Annotated in this window: 19 protein-coding genes; 11 read left to right on the forward strand and 8 right to left on the reverse strand. The window is 58.5% G+C overall.

The window, feature by feature from the left end:
- The first annotated feature begins 18 nt into the window (after positions 1–18).
- Positions 19–1239, forward strand: a complete 1221-nt coding sequence (locus GOX66_RS02940) for an N-acetylmuramoyl-L-alanine amidase (RefSeq protein ID WP_170759445.1) — start codon at positions 19–21, stop codon at positions 1237–1239.
- 95 nt (positions 1240–1334) lie between these two features.
- Positions 1335–3821: a PBP1A family penicillin-binding protein gene (locus GOX66_RS02945; RefSeq protein WP_170759447.1), complete on the forward strand. Its 2487-nt coding sequence runs from the start codon at positions 1335–1337 to the stop codon at positions 3819–3821.
- Here the strand turns inward: GOX66_RS02945 and GOX66_RS02950 are convergent.
- On the reverse strand, positions 3815–4648 hold the full coding sequence (locus tag GOX66_RS02950; RefSeq protein WP_170759449.1) for an aminoglycoside phosphotransferase family protein: 834 nt from the start codon (positions 4646–4648) through the stop codon (positions 3815–3817). The genes GOX66_RS02945 and GOX66_RS02950 overlap by 7 nt on opposite strands.
- Before the next feature lie 77 nt (positions 4649–4725).
- On the opposite strand from GOX66_RS02950, the gene prfB reads away from it, so the two are divergent.
- The 4 genes from prfB (at position 4726) to GOX66_RS02970 (ending at position 8868) form a co-directional block, all read left to right on the forward strand.
- On the forward strand, positions 4726–5853 hold the full coding sequence (gene prfB / locus GOX66_RS02955) for a peptide chain release factor 2 (RefSeq protein WP_170759451.1): 1128 nt from the start codon (positions 4726–4728) through the stop codon (positions 5851–5853).
- A 24-nt stretch (positions 5854–5877) separates the two neighbouring features.
- Positions 5878–6561 (forward strand): M50 family metallopeptidase, encoded by a 684-nt coding sequence (locus tag GOX66_RS02960; protein ID WP_170759453.1) that lies wholly within the window; start codon positions 5878–5880, stop codon positions 6559–6561.
- Between the two features lie 97 nt (positions 6562–6658).
- Positions 6659–8059, forward strand: a complete 1401-nt coding sequence (locus GOX66_RS02965) for an amidase (protein WP_170759455.1) — start codon at positions 6659–6661, stop codon at positions 8057–8059.
- Positions 8060–8085: 26 nt separating this feature from the next.
- Positions 8086–8868 (forward strand): DUF2189 domain-containing protein, encoded by a 783-nt coding sequence (locus tag GOX66_RS02970; RefSeq protein WP_170759457.1) that lies wholly within the window; start codon positions 8086–8088, stop codon positions 8866–8868.
- Positions 8869–8891: 23 nt separating this feature from the next.
- Here the strand turns inward: GOX66_RS02970 and GOX66_RS02975 are convergent, their stop codons facing one another.
- From GOX66_RS02975 to GOX66_RS02985, 3 genes are all read right to left on the reverse strand, one after another.
- Positions 8892–9644, reverse strand: a complete 753-nt coding sequence (locus tag GOX66_RS02975; protein ID WP_237212472.1) for a helix-turn-helix domain-containing protein — start codon at positions 9642–9644, stop codon at positions 8892–8894.
- Positions 9645–9941: 297 nt separating this feature from the next.
- A complete protein-coding gene (gene ilvN, locus GOX66_RS02980) occupies positions 9942–10502 on the reverse strand; it encodes an acetolactate synthase small subunit (protein WP_170759459.1) in 561 nt (186 codons plus the stop codon).
- Between the two features lie 64 nt (positions 10503–10566).
- The gene (locus GOX66_RS02985) at positions 10567–12318 is read right to left on the reverse strand and encodes an acetolactate synthase 3 large subunit (RefSeq protein WP_170759460.1); all 1752 of its coding nucleotides are present in this window, start codon (positions 12316–12318) and stop codon (positions 10567–10569) included.
- A gap of 423 nt (positions 12319–12741) precedes the next feature.
- Between GOX66_RS02985 and GOX66_RS02990 the strand changes: the two genes are divergently transcribed.
- Entirely contained in the window at positions 12742–13587 is an 846-nt protein-coding gene (locus tag GOX66_RS02990; protein WP_170759461.1) for a HalD/BesD family halogenase, read from the forward strand.
- Positions 13588–13608: 21 nt separating this feature from the next.
- Entirely contained in the window at positions 13609–14019 is a 411-nt protein-coding gene (locus GOX66_RS02995) for a VOC family protein (RefSeq protein ID WP_174822637.1), read from the forward strand.
- An 86-nt stretch (positions 14020–14105) separates the two neighbouring features.
- Here the strand turns inward: GOX66_RS02995 and GOX66_RS03000 are convergent, their stop codons facing one another.
- Positions 14106–14753, reverse strand: coding sequence for a response regulator transcription factor (locus tag GOX66_RS03000; protein ID WP_170759464.1), 648 nt, complete (start codon positions 14751–14753; stop codon positions 14106–14108).
- Positions 14750–16183, reverse strand: coding sequence for a cache domain-containing protein (locus tag GOX66_RS03005; protein WP_170759466.1), 1434 nt, complete (start codon positions 16181–16183; stop codon positions 14750–14752). Before GOX66_RS03005 ends, GOX66_RS03000 begins: the two co-directional genes overlap by 4 nt.
- Before the next feature lie 248 nt (positions 16184–16431).
- Here GOX66_RS03005 and GOX66_RS03010 point away from each other — a divergent pair, with 248 nt between their 5' ends.
- The 3 genes from GOX66_RS03010 (at position 16432) to GOX66_RS03020 (ending at position 20934) form a co-directional block, all read left to right on the forward strand.
- Complete coding sequence (locus GOX66_RS03010; protein ID WP_170759468.1) at positions 16432–17514, forward strand: TRAP transporter substrate-binding protein; 1083 nt, start codon at positions 16432–16434, stop codon at positions 17512–17514.
- Positions 17515–17635: 121 nt separating this feature from the next.
- Complete coding sequence (locus GOX66_RS03015; RefSeq protein WP_170759470.1) at positions 17636–18562, forward strand: TRAP transporter small permease subunit; 927 nt, start codon at positions 17636–17638, stop codon at positions 18560–18562.
- A 17-nt stretch (positions 18563–18579) separates the two neighbouring features.
- Positions 18580–20934, forward strand: coding sequence for a TRAP transporter large permease subunit (locus GOX66_RS03020; protein ID WP_170759472.1), 2355 nt, complete (start codon positions 18580–18582; stop codon positions 20932–20934).
- Positions 20935–21068: 134 nt separating this feature from the next.
- On the opposite strand, the gene GOX66_RS03025 is transcribed toward GOX66_RS03020, so the two are convergent.
- Both GOX66_RS03025 and GOX66_RS03030 read right to left on the reverse strand, forming a co-directional pair.
- The gene (locus tag GOX66_RS03025) at positions 21069–21458 is read right to left on the reverse strand and encodes a VOC family protein (RefSeq protein WP_170759474.1); all 390 of its coding nucleotides are present in this window, start codon (positions 21456–21458) and stop codon (positions 21069–21071) included.
- Between the two features lie 6 nt (positions 21459–21464).
- Entirely contained in the window at positions 21465–22289 is an 825-nt protein-coding gene (locus GOX66_RS03030) for an arginyltransferase (protein ID WP_170759476.1), read from the reverse strand.
- Between the last annotated feature and the right edge of the window lie 54 nt (positions 22290–22343).

Below are 22343 nucleotides of genomic sequence, written 5' to 3' on the forward strand. Positions count from 1 at the left end.
TCGGGAAAACTTGAGGCTATGAGCAGAATATACTACGCTATTGCGCTGTTCTGGGCGCTAACAAGTGCTGCCGTCGCGCAGGACTTCAACGCCCTTGCGCGTGTTCTGCCGGATCAGAGCCGTATCGTCGACGATGGGCGCTCAGGTGTTCGGCTGGACTTAGGCCTTAGCCAGGGGGTGCCGTACCGGGTGTTCACGTTGCGAGATCCCTACCGTATGGTTCTTGACTTTCAGGAGGTCGACTGGACCGGTTTGGACAATGACGCCTTTCTGCAAACCGATCGTATCAGTGGCGTCCAATTCGGCGCTTATGTACCGGGGTGGTCGCGCATGGTTCTGGAGCTTGGCGCACCGCTGGCAGTGGATACATCTGATCTGAGGCTGGATCAGGTCACAGGCGCGGCACGGCTGTCGCTCAGGCTGCGTGGAACGGATTTTGAAACCTTTGCCGCCAGCGCCGGTGCTCCGCGCCAGCCGGGGTGGGACCTGCCCGCGCCGGCGGTGACGACCGCCATACCCGGTGATGATGGCGCGCGCGCCCTGCGGGTGATGCTGGACCCCGGTCACGGCGGCATTGATCCAGGGGCCGAGGTCGCGGGCACAGATGAAAAAACGCTGATGCTGACCTTTGCCCGGGAACTGCGCGAGACCCTTTTGCGCGCGGGTGGGTATCAGGTGGTATTGACACGGGTCGACGATCAGTTCGTCTCGCTTGAGCGTCGCATCGCGCTGGCGCACCGGGCTGGGGCGGATATTTTTATCTCGCTGCATGCGGATTCATTGTCAGAAGGCCGCGCGCACGGGGCGGCGGTCTATACGTTGTCTGCGGACGCCTCGGACGTGGCCAGTCATAAACTGGCCGAGCGCCACGACCGTGGCGACCTGATTTCGGGCGTGGATCTTAGCGGCGCGGACGATCAGGTGGTCGATGTTCTGCTGGATATCGCCCGGCAGGAAACCAAGCCACGTACCGATGCGCTGGCACGGGCACTGGCGGGCGGGATGACCCAGCAGGGCGGGCCGATGAACAGCCGCCCCATCCGTACCGCATCCTTCTCGGTTCTCAAGGCGGCGGATATTCCTTCGGTATTGGTCGAACTTGGATTTCTTTCCAGCCCCAGAGATCTGAAAAACATACAAAATCCAGAATGGCGCAAAGGAATGGCACGTGGAATTCTGAGTGGTCTGGAGCAATGGCGGCAGGACGATCTGGTTAAACGGTCCCTGATTGGGCAGTGACCCTGCGGCGCAAACCGGCTAATATTGGCCATCGTGTTTTGACCCTGCGCCGGGGCATCACTATATAGGCGGCAGCGCGAGTAAAAGGCAGTAACGTGATCCGTTTCATTCTTTCGTTTTTCGGGGCGATCTTCAGCCTCGTCACTTTGGGTATTTTTATGGCTGCGCTGGTCGTCGGTGCAGTGTTCTGGATGTATGGGCGCGACCTGCCCAGCCATGAATCGCTGGCGCAGTACAAGCCGCCAACGATCAGCCGGATTTACTCGGGCGAAGGCCAACTGATCGATGAATTCGCGCAGGAACGCCGCCTGTTCACACCGTCCGAAGAAATTCCCGATCTGGTGAAACAGGCGTTCATCTCGGCGGAAGACAAGAACTTCTACACCCATCAGGGTTATGACCCGCGCGGTATCATCGCGGCTGGTGTCGAAGCCGTCCGCTCCAAAGGTGAAACCGTGCGTGGTGCGTCGACAATCACGCAGCAGGTGATGAAAAACTTCCTGCTGTCGGGTGACCGCCGGGCCGAAAGAAAGATCAAGGAAATCATCCTCGCCACGCGGCTTGAGGATACGCTCGACAAGGAACAGATTCTCGAACTCTACATGAACGAGATCTTTCTGGGTCAGAACTCGTACGGTGTAACCGCCGCGGCGCAGACCTATTTCAACAAGACCTTGCAGGAATTGGCCCCGCATGAGGCTGCAATGCTGGCCGCTATGCCCAAGGCGCCTTCGGATTACCACCCAGTCCGGCAGAAGGATCGACTGCTTGCCCGCCGCGACTATGTGCTGCGCGAAATGCGGCAGAATGGCTATATCGACCAGGCGACCTATGAGACCGAGGTCGAAATGCCTCTGCGCTCGGTCCAGAACGGCGATTTCGAGAGCTTCCGCACCGCGCTGCCGCCGCGTGATTTTTTCACCGACGAAATTCGCCGCCAGCTGAGCGAAGATTTTGGCGAGGGTGAGTTCTTTACCGGCGGTTTCACCGTTCGCGCCTCGGTGGACGAAGAGATGCAGGTCGAAGCCGCTCGCGCCCTGCGCGAAGCGTTGCAGAAATACGACCGATCGCGCGGGAAATGGCGTGGGACCGGCGAGGTGATCCCGGAAGAGAAACTTGCGGATGAGACCCAGTGGCGTGAAGCGCTGGCTATCATGGAAATCCCGCGTGATGTGGTGTTGCCGACGCAATGGTACCCGGCGGTGGTGATGAACGTGGGTGACCAGCAACTGACTGTCGGTATTGAGGACGGTCCCGCCGAAGGCACAATCCCTCGGTCAGATATCAAATGGATGCAGGGTGATTTCGCGGCCAATTTCAATCGCGGCGATGTCATTCTGGTGATGGCCGGGGCCGAGGGTCAGTGGTCCGCGCGTCAGGTGCCCGAGGTTCAGGGCGGCTTTGTCGCAATGGACGTGAACTCGGGCCGCGTTCTGGCGATGCAGGGCGGGTTCTCGTATCAGGATTCGGTGTTCAACCGCGCCACCCAGGCGCAGCGCCAGCCTGGATCCAGCTTCAAGCCCTTCGTCTATGCCGCCGCGCTGGACAGTGGCTATAGCCCGGCCACCATCGTTGTGGACGCTCCGATCGAAGTGAATACCCCTCAGGGCCTGTGGCGTCCCAAGAACTCGACCAACAAATTCTATGGCCCGACGCCGCTGCGCACAGGGATCGAACAATCGCGGAACCTGATGACCATCCGCCTGGCGCAGGAAGTCACTATGCCTGTTGTTGCCGGTTACGCGGAACGGTTCGGCGTTTATGACCGGATGGGCGCCTTCCTGGCGAACTCGCTGGGGTCCGAAGAGACGACGCTTTACAAGATGGTCGCGGCCTACGCGATGTTCGCCAATGGTGGCGAAAGGGTCGAACCCACTCTGGTCGACCGCATTCAGGACCGCTTTGGCAAGACGATCTATCGCCATGATGACCGTCAGTGTCTGGACTGTAACTCGACCTGGCTGGAGCCGGACGAGTCGCCGACCATCGAAACCAACCGCAGTCAGGTCATGGATGCGATTACCGCTTACCAGCTGACCTCGATGATGAAAGGGGTTGTGGATCGGGGAACCGCTTCCCGCGTCGTCAACCTGCCCGTGCCGACAGCCGGCAAAACCGGGACGACCAATGAATCCAAGGACGCTTGGTTCATCGGCTTCACCTCGAACATCGTTGCCGGATGCTATATCGGTTACGACCGCCCGCGCCCGATGGGGCGGGGGGCTTACGGCGGCACCTTGTGCGGTCCGGTTTTCCAGAGCTTCATGGAAAAGGCCGTCGAGAAATATGGTGGCGGTCCATTCGAAGTGCCTCCGGGAGGTCACTTCATCAAGATCGACCGGTTCAGCGGCGCGCGCCTGCCTGCGGATGCAACCGGTGACTTTGTCGTGGCCGAGTATTTCCGTGATGGTGTCGATGGCTTTATCGACCGCGTCTATGACGGTGGCTTTGCGATGGGTTCGGATCTGCCGCTGTTTGAGGAGGCCAGCTCGGGCCGTCAGGTCACCACATCGACCGGCAATACGATCACAGTTGGGCCAAATGCCAGCCAGGGTGATCTGCAGGGCGGCGGCCTTTACTGATCGGCCGATTTTAGGAACAGGTTGAGCAAATCTGCTTCGCCGTCGTCTGTGATGATTCCGTTAGAACGCCACAGGATCGACAACGCACATTTTGCGGCAGCCCATTGCGCCAGACGTTTGGGCTGCACATCCATAGCTTCGGAATAGAGGGCAATACACCGATCCAACTGTTCAGGTCGGCGCACAAAGTCCGGCATTCCCTTGGGGTGGCGTAAGGCATTGGCCAGTTCAAACGCCGGATCGCCGACATATCCCTTGGCGTCGATGACCTTTAGCCCGTTTTGGGTTTGAATGACGTTGTCATGATGCAGGTCACCATGCAAAGCGCTTAGTACGTCCTGGCTATCCAGAAGGGAGCGAGCCAAGTCCGTTGCCCGCGTCATGTCTTGCCGGAGAGACGCTGTGCAGCCCGGTGAAAAAGAGCATGTGAACAGCGGCGCAAAGACCGTGTTCAGATCTCTTAACCCAGTCGGATTGACCCGTGGTTCGGTATGCAACAGACGGGCTGTATCGGCCAACGATCTGCACGCTTTGTCCGCATCGCCATTGCGCGCAATGTCGCCCAGGGATGGACCATCGAGCCATTCCATCAGAACGGCCTTACCCTCCTCGGCGAAAATCTCAACTGCTCCTCGATCTTGCCAGCGCGTCAATAGCTGCGCGGCCGGTGCTTCGTTTCCACGATCCGGTTTGCGATACAACTTCAGGGCTGCCAGGGTTCCATCTGCAATCTGGACTTTCCACAGCCTTGCCAAACCGGTTTCCGCGACCGGTGCGAGGATTGTCAGCCCCCATCTCTCAGGAAACTCGAGCGGTACTTCTGCCATTCACGTCTCGACTGCCTTGTGGTGTCCCGAACCTCTTGCTATCACGCAGGCCTGATTGAGCAAGTTGGGACAAGACCATGCGCGCCGAAACCCAGAATACCGTGGCGGAAATCGAAAAGTCGCTGGAGCTGTTGGCGCAGCGTATGGACTATGAAACCGCCCCCCATCGCCTTGAGGAATTTAATGCGCGCGTTGAGGATCCCAACCTGTGGGACAGCCCCGACAACGCGCAGAAACTGATGCGTGAACGTCAGTTGCTTGTCGATGCCATCGAGACCTATGAATCCATCAAGACCGATTTGAACGACAATATCGAACTGATCGAACTGGGCGAGATGGAAGAGGACGAAGAGGTCGTCACTGACGCCGAAGAGGCGATCAGGAAGTTGCAGGCCAAAGCCGCCAAGAAAGAGCTTGAGGCGCTGCTGGATGGTGAGGCCGACGGCAACGACACTTTCCTTGAAATCAACTCGGGCGCGGGCGGGACGGAAAGCTGCGACTGGGCCTCTATGCTGGCTCGGATGTATGTGCGCTGGGCCGAGAAAAAAGGTTATACGGTTGAACTTCAGTCCGAGACTGCGGGCGAAGAGGCGGGGATCAAATCCGCGGCTTACAAGATTTCCGGCCACAATGCCTATGGCTGGCTGAAATCGGAAAGCGGCGTGCACCGTCTGGTGCGAATTTCGCCCTTTGACTCGGCGGCCAAACGGCACACCTCGTTCAGTTCGGTCTGGGTTTACCCGGTTGTGGACGACAATATCGAGATCGAGGTTAATCCGTCAGAAATCCGCATCGACACTTACCGGTCTTCGGGCGCGGGTGGTCAGCACGTGAACACCACAGACTCGGCGGTGCGGATCACGCACATCCCGACCGGGATCGTTGTGACCTCATCCGTGAAGTCGCAGCACCAGAACCGGGACATCGCGATGAAAGCGCTGAAATCACGCCTGTACCAGCAGGAACTGGACCGCCGCAACGCCGACATCAACGCGGCCCACGAGGCCAAAGGCGATGCGGGTTGGGGCAACCAGATCCGTTCCTACGTGTTGCAGCCCTATCAAATGGTCAAGGATTTGCGGACGAACTTTGAAACCTCGGACACCAAGGGCGTTCTGGATGGCGATCTGGACGGTTTCATGGCCGCGACACTGGCATTGAACGTTGCGGGCAAGAGCCGGTCAGAGGCACAGGGCGAAGGCTGATAGCGGCCCTGCACAATGCCCGTGATGAACCTGATCAGAGGCCACTGGCAGCTTATTGCGATTGTCGCGCTGGTGTTTCTGTTCTGGGCAACGCCGTTTGTGCTGCCGCTGAAAATAATGGTTGTTTTCCTGCACGAGCTTTCGCATACGATCGCGATAGTTCTGACTGGCGGATCGGTCGAAAGCTTCACCATCTCGCCGCAACAGGGCGGTCTTGTCGTTGGCCGAGGCGGCAACCGGTTTCTGAGCCTGTCTTCTGGTTATCTTGGGTCACTGGCGCTTGGAATGGGTCTGTTGATTATCGCCCTGCGCACGCATTGGGACCGGGCGGTGCTTGGCGGTTTCGGCGGCGTCATGCTGTTGGTGACGCTGCTTTACGTCCGCAAACCCTTTGCAATGGCATTCTGTGCCGGGGTTGGCGCCGCCATGCTCGCTACGACGTGGTTTTTTAGCCGGGCGCCGTGCGATCTGGTGCTGCGGATCATCGGACTGAGCAGTATGATCTACGTGCCCTATGATATTTTTGACGACACGATCCGCCGCTCGGGCATACGCTCGGACGCGTATATGTTGGCCGAGGAATTCGGTGGCACTTCCATGCTGTGGGGCGGTGTGTGGCTGGTCATTAGCTTCCTTTTGATCTTCCTGTGCCTGAAGCATTTTCTTGGGGGCAACAGCAATTTGCGATTTGACCTGAAAATCAGGTAACCCCGAGAGGTGCCGGTGAAAAAGATACATTTAAACAGTGGGTTTAAATGGAGATGAGCCCCGGCTAGGCTGATCCTGTAAGAGGGATGCGCCAGGGATGGACCTAAGCCAAACAACCGCAACAGACTTGTTGAACGCGATGTCCACAGGGCAGGCATCAGCGGTCGAACTGATGCGGGCAACTCTGGACCGTATCGCGTCGGTGAACGGCCCCCTGAACGCCATCGTGGCGTTGCGCGACCCGGATGAATTGATGGCCGAGGCGCGCGTGTTGGATGACGGGCCGGTTACAGGCCCGCTGCATGGATTGCCAATCGCGGTCAAAGACCTGGTCAATGTCGCCGGAATGGTGACCTCGCAAGGGTCGCCGATCTTTCAGGACAATATCGCAAAGAAGGACGATCTGATCGCGACGCGGATGCGGGCGGCGGGGGCGATCCTGATCGGTAAGACCAATACCCCGGAATTCGGACTTGGCTCGCATACGTTTAACCCGGTTCATGGGGCGACGTGCAACGCGTATGACCCGACGCGTACCTGTGGTGGATCGTCGGGTGGGGCCGCAGTGGCGCTGGCGGCGGGAATGGTGGCACTGGCGGATGGGTCCGACATGATGGGCAGCCTGCGCAACCCGGCCGCCTGGAACAATGTCTACGGGTTCCGGCCGAGCTGGGGGCGGGTTCCGCCCGAGCCTGTTGGGGATGGTTATCTGCATCAACTGTCCACACTCGGCCCGATGGCGCGGAGGCCCGAGGACCTGGGAGTTTTCCTGGACGTGATCTCGGGGCCTGACCCGCGACAACCTCATGCGGTGCCAAGTCCGGCGGTTTCGCCCGTCAGTACAGCTGATTTAAAAGGTATGCGGATCGGATGGCTGGATGATTGGGGCGGCGCTTACCCATTTGAAGACGGCATTCGTGACCTTTGCCAGAACGCACTCTCAGTCTTCACGCAACTTGGGGCCAGGGTCGAGGCCGTCGCGCCGCCAATCGAGGCAGAGCGGATCTGGGACAGCTGGGCCACATTGCGATCCTGGAGCGTGGCCGCCAACCTCGCTCCCCTGGCAGAGCAGCGGGCGGCGCTGAAGGACACGGCACAATGGGAACTGGATCGGGGGCTAGCCCTGACGGCAATGGAGGTTCATCATGCAAGTGTCGCGCGCACGGAATGGTTCCGGCGTGCTGCGGAGGTGTTCAACGACTATGACGCCCTGATCCTGCCCTCGACGCAGGTTTGGCCCTTTGAGATCGAAACGCCGTACCCGACCGAAATTGCAGGAAATAGCATGGATACCTATCATCGGTGGATGCAGGTCATGGTGCCGGTCAGCCTGATTGGTTTGCCCTGTTTGTCCGTCCCGGTCGGGTTTGGGGCCAAAGGGTTGCCGATGGGAATGCAGATTTTTGGACCACGCGGGTCAGATGCCCGCATCTTGTCAATCGGTGCCGCATATCACGCCGCCACCGGTTGGCCACAAAATTATCCGGCACGACAATAAAGCCGTTAAGGGAGGAGAAACGGAATATGGACAAACCATTTGGTGTTCCGAACATGGGGCCTGTGAACGCGGATATGTTGCGCGACGCCTTGCGCCGGGGCTGGGCCGACTTTCGTCGGGCGCCGGTATTCGGGTTACTTTTCGCCGGCTTCTACGTACTGGCAGGGTGGGCTATTGCGTGGATCACGGTGCAATCAGAAACATCATATTGGCTGGTGCTTGCCGCCATCGGTTTCCCTCTGCTCGGACCATTTGCTGCTGTCGGACTATATGAAGTGTCGCACCGGCTGGAACAGGGAGAATCCTTGGACTTCGGCGCCATTTTCGGCGTTGTCGTGCAGCAAAGCCGTCGTCAGCTGCCTTCGATCTGTGCGATCATTGTTGTCATGTTTCTGTTCTGGTTCTTTCTGGGCCACATGATTTTTGCCCTGTTCATGGGGCTTTCAACCATGACCAATGTGACGACGTCGCTTGAAGTTCTTCAGACATCCAACGGGTTGATGATGTTGCTCGTTGGAACTGCCGTCGGGGCGGTGTTTGCGACGGTTCTGTACATGATCACGGTTCTCTCGATCCCGATGCTGCTGGACCGGGAGCTGGATTTCGTGACGGCCATGATTGCCAGCTTTGCCTATGTCCGCGACAATCCAAGGATCATGTTAGGGTGGGGCGTGTTTATCGCGGTTCTGACCTTTGCAGCCATGATACCGTGGTTTTTGGGCCTATTGATTGTGCTGCCATTGCTGGGTCATGCAAGTTGGCATTTGTATCGGCTAATCGCACAGGCGCGGCAGGAAGAGGCAGCTTAGTACGGTCGACCACTACAGCTGCGCTACCTGACTGCCTGTGGCGCAGGCCGCTCCGAGCGGCGAGCCGTGCGCGCCGCCGCCAAAACCGCTGTTGGGTCTTCTCCCAGGTGGCGCAGAAGGATACGTCGCGTTGTGGTCGCACTGGCCGTGGTCTTCGACAGGCAGATCGCAACGCCGCGCCAGCGATCCGAGTGCTCTTCCGTCCCACGTGTCACAAGGTATATTCGGCTGTTTTGAGAGGCCCGGCTGGACATCAGGATGTAAATCTGCCGTCCGGCGCAGGCTGCGATCCCCTGTACTTCACGTTCAGTCGGGAGAGCTCCGGGCATTCCCGGGCGCGGTTCGTAGCCGCGCACGAGCGTACATTGTGGCAATCTGCGCGCGTGAAACAGCCGGTGCCTGGATGGCTGCTGTTCGTCCAGCTCGGTTTCGGTGGCATAATAAAACCCTGCCGGAAACAGGTTTTCAGTCAATGTCGTCGGGCCTGAGCCCAGAAAATCGGTCAGGGCCGAGGCCGCGGGGTGTGTCGGCGCGCGTTCGATCTCGTCCAGTGGTCGTAGCAGAATTCGGGCATCGACTTCAAAGAACCGGCAAATCCGGTCCAGAACGTCAGGCCGCGGAAAACTCTCTCCGCCCAGATATCTGTTGAATTGGGTCCGATTGATCCCAAGCTGCCGACAAAGTTCCGAAATTGACGAGTATTGCCGGGCAAGACGCCGGAGATTGGCGCCGAACATCCTGCGCAATTCGGCAGGGTTGCGGTGATCATTTGTCATTGTCGTCCCAGGTTCTCGCGACTCAATTTTGTTTACGCAATACCGTCGGCCGAAAGGCCAATTATGCGTCAAAATCGTACAGATGACTTTGACGGACGCATCCCAACGCCACGTCACACCCAGAGGCTAACGCTCAAAGCAACAAACGCAATAGGCTTTATTTTATTTTGTATAAGCTTTTGCGGATTTATGCCGCATTGGACAGGACATCCATGGCCAAATTCAGAGTTTGATACAAACATAGAAACTTTGGTTCCCTCACCCTGAAGGAATTCTCCGACAGGGTGAGGGCAGAGATTACTCGCCGCGTAGCAGGGCCGCGACGCCGGTACGGGCAATTTCGACGAGGCCCAACGGGCGCATCAGATCGGCAAAGGCGTCAATCTTGTCCGGCGCACCGGTGATCTCGAAGATGAAGGAGTTCAGCGTGCTGTCCACAACATTGGCGCGGAAGATATCGGCCAGGCGAAGGGCCTCGACCCGCTTGTCACCTGCGCCCACAACCTTGATGATGGCCAGCTCACGCTCGACCGAGGGGCCTTCGACAGTCAGGTCATGCACGTCATGCACTGTGACGATTCGGCCCAACTGCGCCTTGATCTGTTCGATCACCTGCGGCGTCCCGGTGGTGACGATGGTAATCCGGCTGAGGTGGCCGGTGTGATCGACCTCGGCCACGGTCAGGCTTTCGATGTTGTAACCCCGGCCCGAGAACAGCCCGATTACACGGGCAAGAACACCGGGTTCGTTTTCCACCAGAACCGCAATTGTGTGTTGTTCCTGCACGTCCGAGAAAGTGGGGCGCAGGTTATAGGCCGAATGGCGGGTGGAGCCTTTTTTGATATGTAGGGCAGACATTTATGTCCCTTTCGTCATTCTTGAGTATCAGGCGCCCGTGGCGCGCGACAAAATTCGATATTTGTCAGACCAAAACAGCGCCGCCGGCCTGAATGACACCCTGCGTTTCGGCCTCGCCCAGCAGCATCTCGTTATGCGCCTTGCCCGATGGGATCATGGGGAAGCAGTTCTCGTGCTTTTCAACCAGGCAGTCGAAGATTACCGGACCGTCGTAATTGATCATTTCCATGATCGCATCATCCAGGTCTGCCGGATCGCTGACCATGATGCCCTTGGCGCCGAAGGCTTCGGCGAGTTTGACGAAATCGGGCAGGGCCTCAGACCAGCTGTGTGAATAACGCTCGCCATGCAGCAGCTCCTGCCACTGGCGGACCATGCCCAGACGCTCGTTATTCAGGATGAACTGTTTCACCGGCAGGCGATACTGAACGGCGGTGCCCATTTCCTGCATGTTCATCAGCCACGAGGCCTCACCCGCGACGTTGATCACCAGCGCGTCGGGATGCGCCATCTGCACACCGATCGATGCCGGAGTGCCATAGCCCATCGTTCCCAGGCCACCCGATGTCATCCACCGATTGGGGTCTTCAAAACCAAGATACTGCGCGGCCCACATCTGGTGCTGGCCGACCTCGGTGGTGATATAGCGGTCGTGATCCTTGGTCAGCGCCTCAAGCCGTTGCAGAGCGTGTTGCGGTTTGATGGTCTTTTCGCTGTTGGTGAAAGCCAGACAGTTGACCTTGCGCCAGTCGCTGATCTGGCTCTGCCATTGCTTGACGGCTGCGGCGTTGGTCTTGCGACCGCGTGCCTTCCACACCTTCAGAATGTCCTCAAGCACATGCGCCACGTCGCCGACAATCGGGATGTCCACGCGGATCACCTTGTTGATCGACGACGGGTCGATATCGATATGCGCCTTTTTCGAGTTCGGCGAGAACGCATCAATCCGTCCCGTGATCCGGTCATCGAAGCGCGCACCGACATTGATCATGAGGTCGCAGTCGTGCATCGCCAGATTGGCCTCGTAGAGCCCGTGCATGCCCAGCATGCCCAGCCAGTTTTTCCCCGAAGCCGGATACGCGCCCAGGCCCATCAGGGTCGAAGTGATCGGGAATCCGGTCGCATCCACCAGCTCACGCAACAACTGGCTGGCCGCTGGGCCCGAGTTGATCACGCCGCCGCCGGTGTAGAACACCGGCTTCTTCGCCGTCTCCATGGCTGCAACAAGCTCAGTGATCTCTTCCAGATCGCCTTTCAGAACTGGCTGGTAATGCGAGGTTGACGGTTTCGGCGGGCTGTACTCGCCCGAGGCGAACTGCACATCCTTGGGAACGTCGACCAGCACCGGACCAGGACGGCCCGAAGTGGCAACGTGGAACGCCTCGTGCATCGTCGCGGCCAGCGAGTCCGTGTCTTTCACCAGCCAGTTGTGCTTGGTGCAGGGGCGGGTGATGCCAACGGTGTCGGCCTCCTGAAAGGCGTCCGAGCCGATCATAAAGGTCGGAACCTGACCGGTCAGAACCACAATCGGGATTGAGTCCAGCAACGCATCCGTCAGGCCGGTCACCGCGTTGGTCGCGCCGGGGCCGGAGGTCACCAGCGCGACACCGGGTTTGCCGGTCGAGCGGGCATAGCCTTCGGCGGCGTGAACCGCGCCCTGTTCGTGACGCACCAGAATGTGACGGATGTCGTTTTGCAGAAAGATCTCATCATAGATCGGTAGCACGGCGCCGCCGGGGTATCCGAATACCGTGTCCACGCCCTGATCCTTGAGGGCCTGTACCACCATCTTTGCGCCGGTCATCTCACGTGTCATCTGCTTTGCTCCGTTCGCGACATGTGTCTTGCGTTTGACAAAAAAAAGCCCCCGAGATTTTCGGAGGCGCATGGGTTCGATTATGGTTTACCGTCACCGGCCCATGCGCGTGGTTCCTACGATTACGACTAGCGTTCTCATCGCCAGAGGCTCCTTTTTGCTTGGAGGGGACATTATGAGCGGGGGGAAGGGGCGTCAACAGGCAATCGTACCAATTTTGTAACCTGAGGGGTGAATTTTGCGACATTTTATTGCGCAGATTGACGCATGTTGGGAATTTCCGTGAACTTCTCTTTGCGAGCGGGGTGTTTGGACCGTTTTGCAACTTGTCAGAAAGCGTCAGGGCAATGTCCGAAACGGGCATGATAGGCCATTTGGACTAAGGCACGCTGAACCTGACAGGGCAGGTTACGGAGGTGGAATATGCTGCAGGACCTGGTGGATCTGGGGCGGTATCCGATCGATCGCCCGGACTCCCGCGCCTATGACCGGATGATCGCCGATGTGAGGCGCGAGCTGGATCAGGATGGCTGTGCCGTTTTACCCGGCTTCGTTCACGCCGAGGGGCTGGAGCAGTTACTGGCGGAAGCTAACGCGGTTGCTCCGAAAGCACACCGATCTTTTAATCGTACGAATGCGTATTTCACCAAAGATGATCCGCGCTTTGGGATAGGTCATCCGATACGCCGTTTTTATGACCGCTCGAACGCTTTTGTGCCTGCCGACAGTTTTCCCAAAGCGGGCCCGTTGCGAAGGATTTACGAGTTCGAGGGGTTCATGCCCTTCATCCGAGACGCGCTGAACGAGCCCGAAGACCGGTTCTTTCGCTATGATGATCCGCTGGCGGACGTAATCATAAATGTGGTCGAGAAGGGGCAGGGCTTTCCCTGGCATTTCGACACCAACAATTACACCGTGACGCTGGCCATCCAGAACGGAGAGCAGGGCGGTGCGTTCGAATATGTCCCCAATCTTCGCAGTGCAGAGGACGAGAATTTTGATGCCGTTGCCTCGGTTCTGGATGGCAACATGGCACGGGTTCGGCAACTGGCCCTGCAGCCCGGCGATCTGCAGATATTCAAGGGGCGGTATTCGTTGCATCGGGTCGCGCCGGTAGAAGGTGCGCGCAAACGATACGTCGGGATATATTCCTTTGTCGAAGCCAAAGGAATGTGTGGCGGTGTCGAACGGACACGGCAGCTTTATGGCCGCGTATTGCCACATCACCACGAACGGGAGCGGGTGAGAAAGGACAAATTGCTGGACTGATTCATGTTAGGCTAAGACCGGATGACATTTCAGCAGTCGGAGGGTCTGGTGCCTCGTATTTTGCAACTCACGCCATTTGTATTGTGCTCTTCCTTGCAGAAGCAGATTGATTTCTATTGTGACCGTCTGGGGTTTTCCTGCGGTTTCCGGCAAGACAATTACGCGTTTTTGTCGCTGGAAAAAGTAGCCATAAGGCTGATCGAATGCCCACCGCGCGAGGACGGTCGGGCGTTGGGGGACGATCAATCCTTTTACATAGATGTCGATGGCATCGACGACCTTTATGAGGAACTGCGTCCCGGATTGGCGGACCTGCCCGAAAGCCGCGTGCGCCCGCCTTTCGATCAACCTTACCAGCAACGCGAGTTTCACGTTATCGACGAGGACGGAACGCTGGTGTTCTTTGGTCAGGACATCCGACCGAGGGCTTGAGGCAAGGGCCTCCCGCCCGTTGTCGATGCGCCTTTGGCGCACCTCCGCCGGTTGGGCCCGGCAGCGCTGCGCGCTGCGGGCAGAGTTTAAAACCCGGGGCTTGTTCCTTGCAGCACACCGTGTTCCAGCGCATAGCGGGTCAGGCCGGCCGTTGATGAGATGCCCAGCTTGCGTTTGATATTCTTGCGGTGCGTTTCCACGGTACGAACCGAGATTTCCAGGGCGATGGCAACTTCCTTGTTCGACTTACCCTGGGCCAGTTCCAGTAGGATCGTCTGCTCGCGCCCGGTCAGTGCTTCGCGCCCACCGTCTTCCTTGGGCTTCAAGGACCCGCTGGCCCCGGTGCAGAGATATTGTTCGCCGCGCATTACCGCATCGATGGCCTGTTTGATTTCTTCAGTCTGCACATCCTTGAGCACATATCCCCTGGCACCGTGACTGAGCGCCGTCGAGATGTACTCCGGGCTGTCATGCATGGACAGGATCAGGATGCGGGTGTCCGGCAGCCGCTCCAGAATGATCTCGGTCGCGCTGAGCCCACCCATGCCGGGCATGTTCAGGTCCATCAGGATAACGTCGGGTGACAGGACCGCCGCCTGATCGACCGCATCCTGACCATTGCTGAGGGTCCCCACCACGTCGATTTCCGAGTAGCTTTCAAGGATCGACTGAATCCCCTCGGCCACCATCGGGTGGTCGTCTACGATGAGGACCCGGATCGTCTTTTCGCTCATGTGCCGGCCTTTCGGTTCAGTGGCGAGTCTTCCTGCGGCGGCAGCAAGTGGCTCAGCGGCAGGCGGGCTTCGATCACCGTGCCGCTGCGTGGTCCGCGTGATGACAGAATGCGCAGCGATCCGTCAAGCTGTGCGATGCGTTCCTCCATATTGCGCAGCCCGATACCGGTGCTGACCTGATCCGGCCCGACGGTCAAGCCGTGGCCGTTGTCGGTGATACGCATCGTCGCCCCCTTCTTGTGGCCGCGCAGGTCGATCGTAACCCGGGTTGCGCCGGAATGCCGTTCGATATTGGTCAGGGCCTCCTGCGCTATCCGGTAGAGGGCGATCTTGCTGTCCTGATCCAGCCGGTTGCGGAACACAACAGTCGAGAATTCGGTCTCGATCCCCGTGCGTTCGCGGAAATCATCCGTCAGCGCCTTGAGGGCAGGGCCGAGGCCCAGATCATCCAGCACGCCGGGGCGCAGGTCACGGCTGATGCGGCGGACCTCGGTAATCGCGGTGCCAAGGTGATCAATTCCCTTGTCCAGCGGATCACGGGCACCTTCGTCATCGCCTCGCGAAAGTCGCCTACGGGCGTTGTCCAAGGCATAGCGCACGCCTACGAGTATCTGGCTGATCCCGTCGTGCAACTCGCGCGCCACGCGACCGCGCTCTTCCTCCTGGGCGTCAAACACGCGCTGGGTCAGTTCTTTGAGCTTGGCATCCGCCAGCCTGCGTTCGCGCACGTTCAGCAACATGCCCGAGGCAAAGACGATCAGCACGGCGGCCAGAACGATACCGCCAATGTACATGAAGGTCCGCTGCACGCGGGCTTCAACCTCGGCGCGGGCATTGGCAACGGTTGCCACGATGTCGTCGATGAAAACCCCGGTGCCGACGGCCCATTGCCAATCCTGCAGGCCGACGACGTAGGCGATCATCTGTGCCTCTTCCCCGGTCGAGGGCTTTTGCCACATGAAGCTGTGCCACCCTGCACCTTGTCGGGCGAGGCTGATGAACTCGTCCACGACCGGGGTGCCATCGCTGTCTGTCAGACCTTCCCAGTTGCGATTGATGAATTCGGTCTGGCGCGGGCTGACGAGATTGGTGCCGTCATAGTCATAGACGAAAAAGAAGCCGTCTTTCCCGTAAATCATCGCCGACAGAATCTGTGTTACCAGATTCTTGGCAACGCGGTCGTCAGGCGAGGCACGCCCATAGATATAGGCGAAACCATTCCGGGCTTGTGTAACGTAATTCTTCAGTTCTTCTTTCTTGGCCTCGATCAGCCGACGTTCCAGCGCCTGGATCTCGCGTTCGGCTGTGGCGCGGGACTCATAGGCGACCAGCAGCGCAATTGCCGCAACTGCCACGACCAGTGGAATCGCTGCCACCAATGACAGTTTCTGGCCATAAGTTAGCGAAATCAGGTTTCGGAATCCCCTCATGCTCGAATCGATACGCAAGCGCGGGGGAAAATGCAAAATTTTTGGGCCTGAGTGCCGCAACGCGGCCTGTGAAACGAAGAAATGGCGGAAATTGAAACAGTTTCTGCCGCTGTGTCCGACAAAAACCCTGCCGTCTACGCAGTAGTAGGTATTCACATTCAAAACCTGCCCCTTAATCTGGCGCGCACTGATAACGACTGCACCCGGCATTTGCCTGGGTTTTGGACATGTAGGGGAGGAATACTCATATGGATCGTCGTTCATTTCTGAAAAAATCCGCACTGGGCGGTTCGGCAGCGGCAGCGACCGCTCTGGCGGCTCCGGCCTATGCGCAGGGCAACCGCACACTGACCATGGTAACTTCGTGGGGCCGTGGTCTGGCTGGCGTGTTCGACAGTGCCCAGCGTTGTGCAGACAGCATCAACGCAATGTCGGATGGCAGCCTGACTGTTGACATCAAGGCAGCGGGTGAACTGGTTGGCGCATTTGAAGTCTTCGACGCCGTATCATCGGGTCAGGCCGACATGTATCACGCGGCTGATTACTACTTTGTGGGTCAGCATCCGGGTTATGCCTTCTTCACCGCTGTTCCGTTCGGCATGACCGCGCAAGAAATGGTCAACTGGTATTATCAGGACGGCGGCATGGAACTGCACGACGAGCTGGGACAGATCTTTGGCCTGAAATCGTTCCTGGCCGGTAACACCGGTGCGCAGGCAGGCGGCTGGTACTCGAAAGAGATCAACAGCCCCGAAGACTTCAACGGACTGAAGTTCCGTATGCCGGGTCTGGGTGGTAAAGCTCTGGGTAAACTGGGTGCCTCGGTTCAGAACATTCCGGGCTCGGAAGTGTACCAGGCGCTGTCGTCGGGTGCGATTGACGGAACCGAGTGGATCGGTCCCTGGGCAGACGAAAAGGCTGGTTTCCAGGAAATCACCAAGGTCTACTACACCGCTGGCTTCCATGAGCCGAATGCAGGCCTGTCGCTGGCGACCAACCGCGACGTGTTCGAAAGCCTGACACCCGCTCAGCAAAAGATCATCGAAATCGCCGCCGGCGAATGCCACCAGTGGAACCTGTCGCAGTTCCTGGCCAACAACGGTGCGGCGCTGCAGCGTCTTCAGTCGGGCGGCGTCAAGGTCATGGAATTCCCGGACAGCGTCTGGGATGCGTTTGGTGCGGCCAGCCAGGAAGTGCTGGACGAGAACATGGGCGACGAGCTGTTCAAGAAGATCCACGACAGCGCTGTGGCATCGTCGACGTCTTCGGCAGGCTGGCTGGACTTGTCGTCGGGTGTCTACACCACTCAGCGTAACCGCGTACGCGGCTAACAATTCGTTTCTCGATCAATTGGTTTCCCCGCCTGAGCGGGGAAACCTTTCCTGTTGCAAATGCGCGGACCCATCAAACCCGCTATAATCAGCAATGCAACTGACGCGACCTGGGGACAACATGCAGGACGAAAACGGTATCTCGTTCTTCGGCGCCCTGTGGAACGGACTGGTTTGGTTCGTTCAGAACATTGCCGAAGCCTTCTATAATTTCGGATACGCCATCACGCATCCGCAGCTGTGGCTGAACTGGTCGGACAAAGAAGCCATCATGCGCTTTGTCTATTACGGCGGCTCGGTCGAATTCTTCTTTGTGGTTTTCACCATCTTTCTGGTTCTGACTGCCATTGGGCTGTACTATCGGAACTTCATGTGGGGCATGGTGCGGGGCCTTGAGGGGTTCGCCAACACCACCGGACGTTTCTTTGCATGGGCCGGTCTGTTGATGGTAGTTCAGCAAATCATCATCGTTTTCATGCAGCGCGTATTTACTCGACCGGATATGGCTTTTGGGTTTGGCATTCCGTTCCAGATGGACATCAGCTGGTTTGCCGAAGAACTGAAACTTTATAACGCCATGGTCGTTTGTCTCTGCTGTACCTACACGTTTGTGCAGGGGGGGCATGTTCGCGTTGACCTGATCTATGCCGGTATCAGCCACCGCGCCAAGCGGGTCGTCGATATGCTGGGCGCTTTGCTGTTCATGATGCCCATGGCCGTACTGACTTGGATGTATGGCTGGTATTTCATGTGGCGGCACCTGATCGTGCCGAAACCCTCGGCCAGTGATACCCTGGACCGGTTGGTGATGAAGTCACGCGCGCTGCGCTGGAATGTCGAAACCATCGGGTTCAGCCCCAACGGATTCAACGCCTATTTCCTGTTCAAGATCCTGCTGGTCGCCTTTGCCGGTATGGTGTTCCTGCACGCAATCGCGTTCCTGTACCGCTCGTATCTGGAATACGTGGAAGGCCCGGACAGCGTTGGAAAATACCTCGACAAGGACAGCCTTGGCGAGGGTGAAGAAGCCTACGAAGGCGCACATTAAGGACGGAGACCAAGACAATGCTATTCGGACTTGATGGCGTCGAGATAGGCCTCATTATCGTATTCTTCTGCCTTTTCGGAGGCATCCTGTCCGGGTTCCCGGTGGCCTTTGCCATCGGTGGGGCCGGGATTATTTCCTTCGGGATCATTGCGGCTTTGGACAGTGCCGGGTTGCTGGTGCATCAGGCGATTGACACCGGGTCGGCCATGTATCGCGATCTGGTCAATTCCGGGGTAAAGCCCGATACCGTATCCGTATTCCGATACCCGGATTTGCCGAGAATAGCCGAGCCGGTATTTTCCGCCGGGTGGGAAACCGCGCTGGACCGCAACGTCTCTTTCATCGTGAATCGCATGAACGAGCGTGTGCTGGCCGGACAATCCATCGAGACCCTGCTGGCCGTGCTGATGTTCGTCCTGATGGGGATCACGCTGGAACGTTCGAAAATCGCAAACGACCTGCTGACAACGATGGCGCGCGTCTTTGGTCCGCTGCCGGGCGGTCTGGCCGTGTCGATCGTGGTTGTGGGGGCGTTCCTTGCGGCCTCGACCGGGATTGTGGGCGCGACCGTTGTGACTATGGGTTTGCTGGCCCTGCCGACCATGCTGCGCAACAACTACTCGCCCGAACTGGCGACCGGTGTGATTGCGGCATCGGGGACGCTGGGGCAGATCATCCCGCCGTCGATCGTGATCGTTCTGCTGGGCACGCTGGCCGGTGATCTGTATTCGACCGCACAGGAGACACGCGCGGTGGACGCAGGATGTACCGACGCACTGACCTATCTGGGTGAACCTGCGGTTGTCTCGGTTGGCACGCTGTTCCAGGCGGCCCTGCTGCCGGGGATCATGCTGGCGCTGCTCTATGCGCTTTATGCCTTTGGTTATGCGCTGCTGAACCCGGAAAAGGCTCCGGCAGTTGCCATAACAGGCGGCAGTGGAGAACCCATCACCCGCGCCGAAGGTCTGACCTGGTTGCTGGGTGCTCCGGTTGCTTTGATCGTCGGTGCAGTTCTGCTGGGCAGCGCGGGGGTGATCGGCAGTCAGAACATCTCGATCTCGGCGTTCTCGGATGTCGGGGCAGGAGCATCTTTGCGCACCAACGTTTCGGCCGAGTGTAAGGCTTCGATGATCGAGTTGCACGGCCAGTCTGCCTGGGATCAGGCGGTGGACGAGCAGGAAGCCATCGATGGAGCCGGCGGTTCCACGGCTTCGCAGCGTCTGAGCGAAGAGGAATTGGTTGCGGCGCGTGACGCCAAGATTGCCGCCGCTGCACCGATCGGCAACGGCGTAGCGGTTATCGTTGTGCTGCTGGGTCTGACACTGGTTTTGGGGCGCGGCATTGCGCCGTCGAAACCGGCGCAACCGCTGATCCTCGGAGCCATTGGTTTGTTGTTGATGTTGCTGGCGGATGTACTGCTGATCGCGCCGACCACGTCGTCGGGGGCCACGTTCCTGCTGTTGGCGCTGCCTTTCGCTCTGGCTATCTACGGCTGTAAAGAGGCCGCCGCGCGCTGCGCGACCAATGACCTGATCCGTGTGGTTTTTCCGCCGCTGGTTCTGATCATTGCGGTTTTGGGCTCGATCCTCGGTGGCATCACCAACCCGACACCGGCTGCGGCGCTTGGCGCTGGCGGGGCGATCATGTTGGCGGCCTATCGTAAACTTCAGGACGAAGGCCGCTCGGGCAAAGTGATCATCTGGTCGACCTTTGCCGTGATCATTGCGCTGCTGATGGGAGTCAACTTTGACCTGCGCATCAATCAGGGCAATGTCACGGTCGAAACCTGGATCGCTTTCATCGTCGCCTATGCGTCCTATTTGTACGCGCTGTTCGGACTGCTGTTCGGGTGCTGGGTTTTGTACGCCGGTGGCGTCCTGACGCCGGTGGTGCGCGAGACGGCCAAGGTGACCTCGATGGTCTTCACCATCCTGATCGGGTCGCAGCTGTTGAACCTCGTGGTTATCTCATTCGGGGGCGAGCACTATATTCAGCAGTTCCTGAAAAGTTTCGACAACGAGTTCACGGTTTTCCTGATCGTGATGCTGGTGCTGTTCTTTCTGGGGTTCGTGCTGGACTTCCTCGAGATCATTTACATCGTGATCCCCATCGTGGGTCCGGTGATCTACGGTGGGTCGTTCGATCCGAAATGGGTCACGATCATGGTAGCGGTGAACCTGCAGACTTCGTTCCTGACGCCGCCGTTCGGGTTTGCGCTGTTCTACCTGAGGGGGGTTGCTCCGAAAGAGGTCACGACGGGTCACATCTATCGCGGGATCATTCCGTTCGTATTGATCCAGGTAGTGGGGATCGCGATCCTTTGGTTCTTCCCGTCGATTGTGACTATCGTTCCGGATTTGATCCCGAACTGACCGAAGTAAATTCGCAAATGGAAAAGGGGGCCTTTTGGCCCCCTTTGCTTTGGAATTTGCGTGAAGGGGCCAGCCCCTTCACTGCCTTTGAGAAATTCACCCCTGAGGAATTTGGGGCCGGTTGAAGAACCGGATCAACTGAACTCGATAAGATCCCAACGGTTACCGAACGGATCGCGCCAGACGGCCACCGTGCCGTAAGGCTCATGCCGCGGGTCTTCCTCGAACGACACACCCTTGGCCAGCATCCGGGCATGATCCCGGGCGAAGTCATCGGTTTCCAGAAAGAACCCCACGCGGCCTCCGGTCTGGTTACCGATTGCCGCGATTTGCTCTGCTCCGACTGCTTTGGCTAACAACAGGGACCCTCCGCCCGAACCCTGAGGCGCCACGCGTACCCAGCGTTTGCCGTCGCCCAGATCTACGTCCTGCAACAGGGTGAAACGCAGGGTTTGGGTATAGAACGAAATCGCGTCATCATAGTCCGGCACCACCAGGGTGGCGGCGAAAAGGCTCTGTTGCATTGGGATTTAACCTTTGGTCGGGTGGCGGTCTGGCAATTGGATATTGGCGACCTGCTCGGCGATCGGCGCCGTGGACAGGGGGTGATGGCTGGCATCTGTCAGCTTGGCCGGGTTGTGAATGCGTTTCCAGCCGCCCTGCATATAGGCTTCCAATCCGGAAAAGCGGGCTTTGTACCCCATCTTGGGGCTGCCTGGTACCCAATAGCCCAGATAGACATAAGGCAATCCGGCCTCTCGCGCGATGTCGATATGATCGAGGATCATGTACGTCCCCAGCGAATTCTGTCGCTGGTCGGGGTCATAGAAGGAATAGACCATGCTCAGCCCGTCATCCAGAACGTCGGTGAGGCTGACGGCGATCAGGTTGCCCGTCTCGGGGTCGGCATATTCCACCACGCGGCTGCGGATCGGAGTCTCTTCGATCATCGCTGCGAATTCGAATACGTCCATATCGGCCATACCGCCATCCGCGTGGCGGGTGTCCAGATAGCGGCGGAACAGGTCGTACTGTTCATCTGTCGCCCAGGGCGAATTCGCCCGCCGCTTCAGATGCGCGTTACGTTTGACGGTCCGCTTTTGACTTTTGCTGGGGAGAAAAGCGGAGACATTGATGCGCGCGGACAGGCACGCGGCGCAATCGGTGCAGGACGGGCGGTAAAGCACATTCTGGGACCGGCGAAACCCCTGTTGCGACAGAGAGTTGTTCAGCTGGTCCGCACCTTCGCCCTGAAGGGCTGTGAACAGCTTACGCTCCATCCTGCCCTCGAGATAAGGGCAGGGCTGAGGTGCCGTCACATAGAATTGTGGCGCTATTGGCAGCGTGTGTCGCATGAAGGTCCCGTGTTTCCTGAGACCGGATGATAACAACGGTTCCTTTAGTCGCCA

The sequence above is a fragment of the Ruegeria lacuscaerulensis genome (genome assembly GCF_013031245.1).
Taxonomy (GTDB): Bacteria; Pseudomonadota; Alphaproteobacteria; order Rhodobacterales; family Rhodobacteraceae; genus Ruegeria; species Ruegeria lacuscaerulensis_C.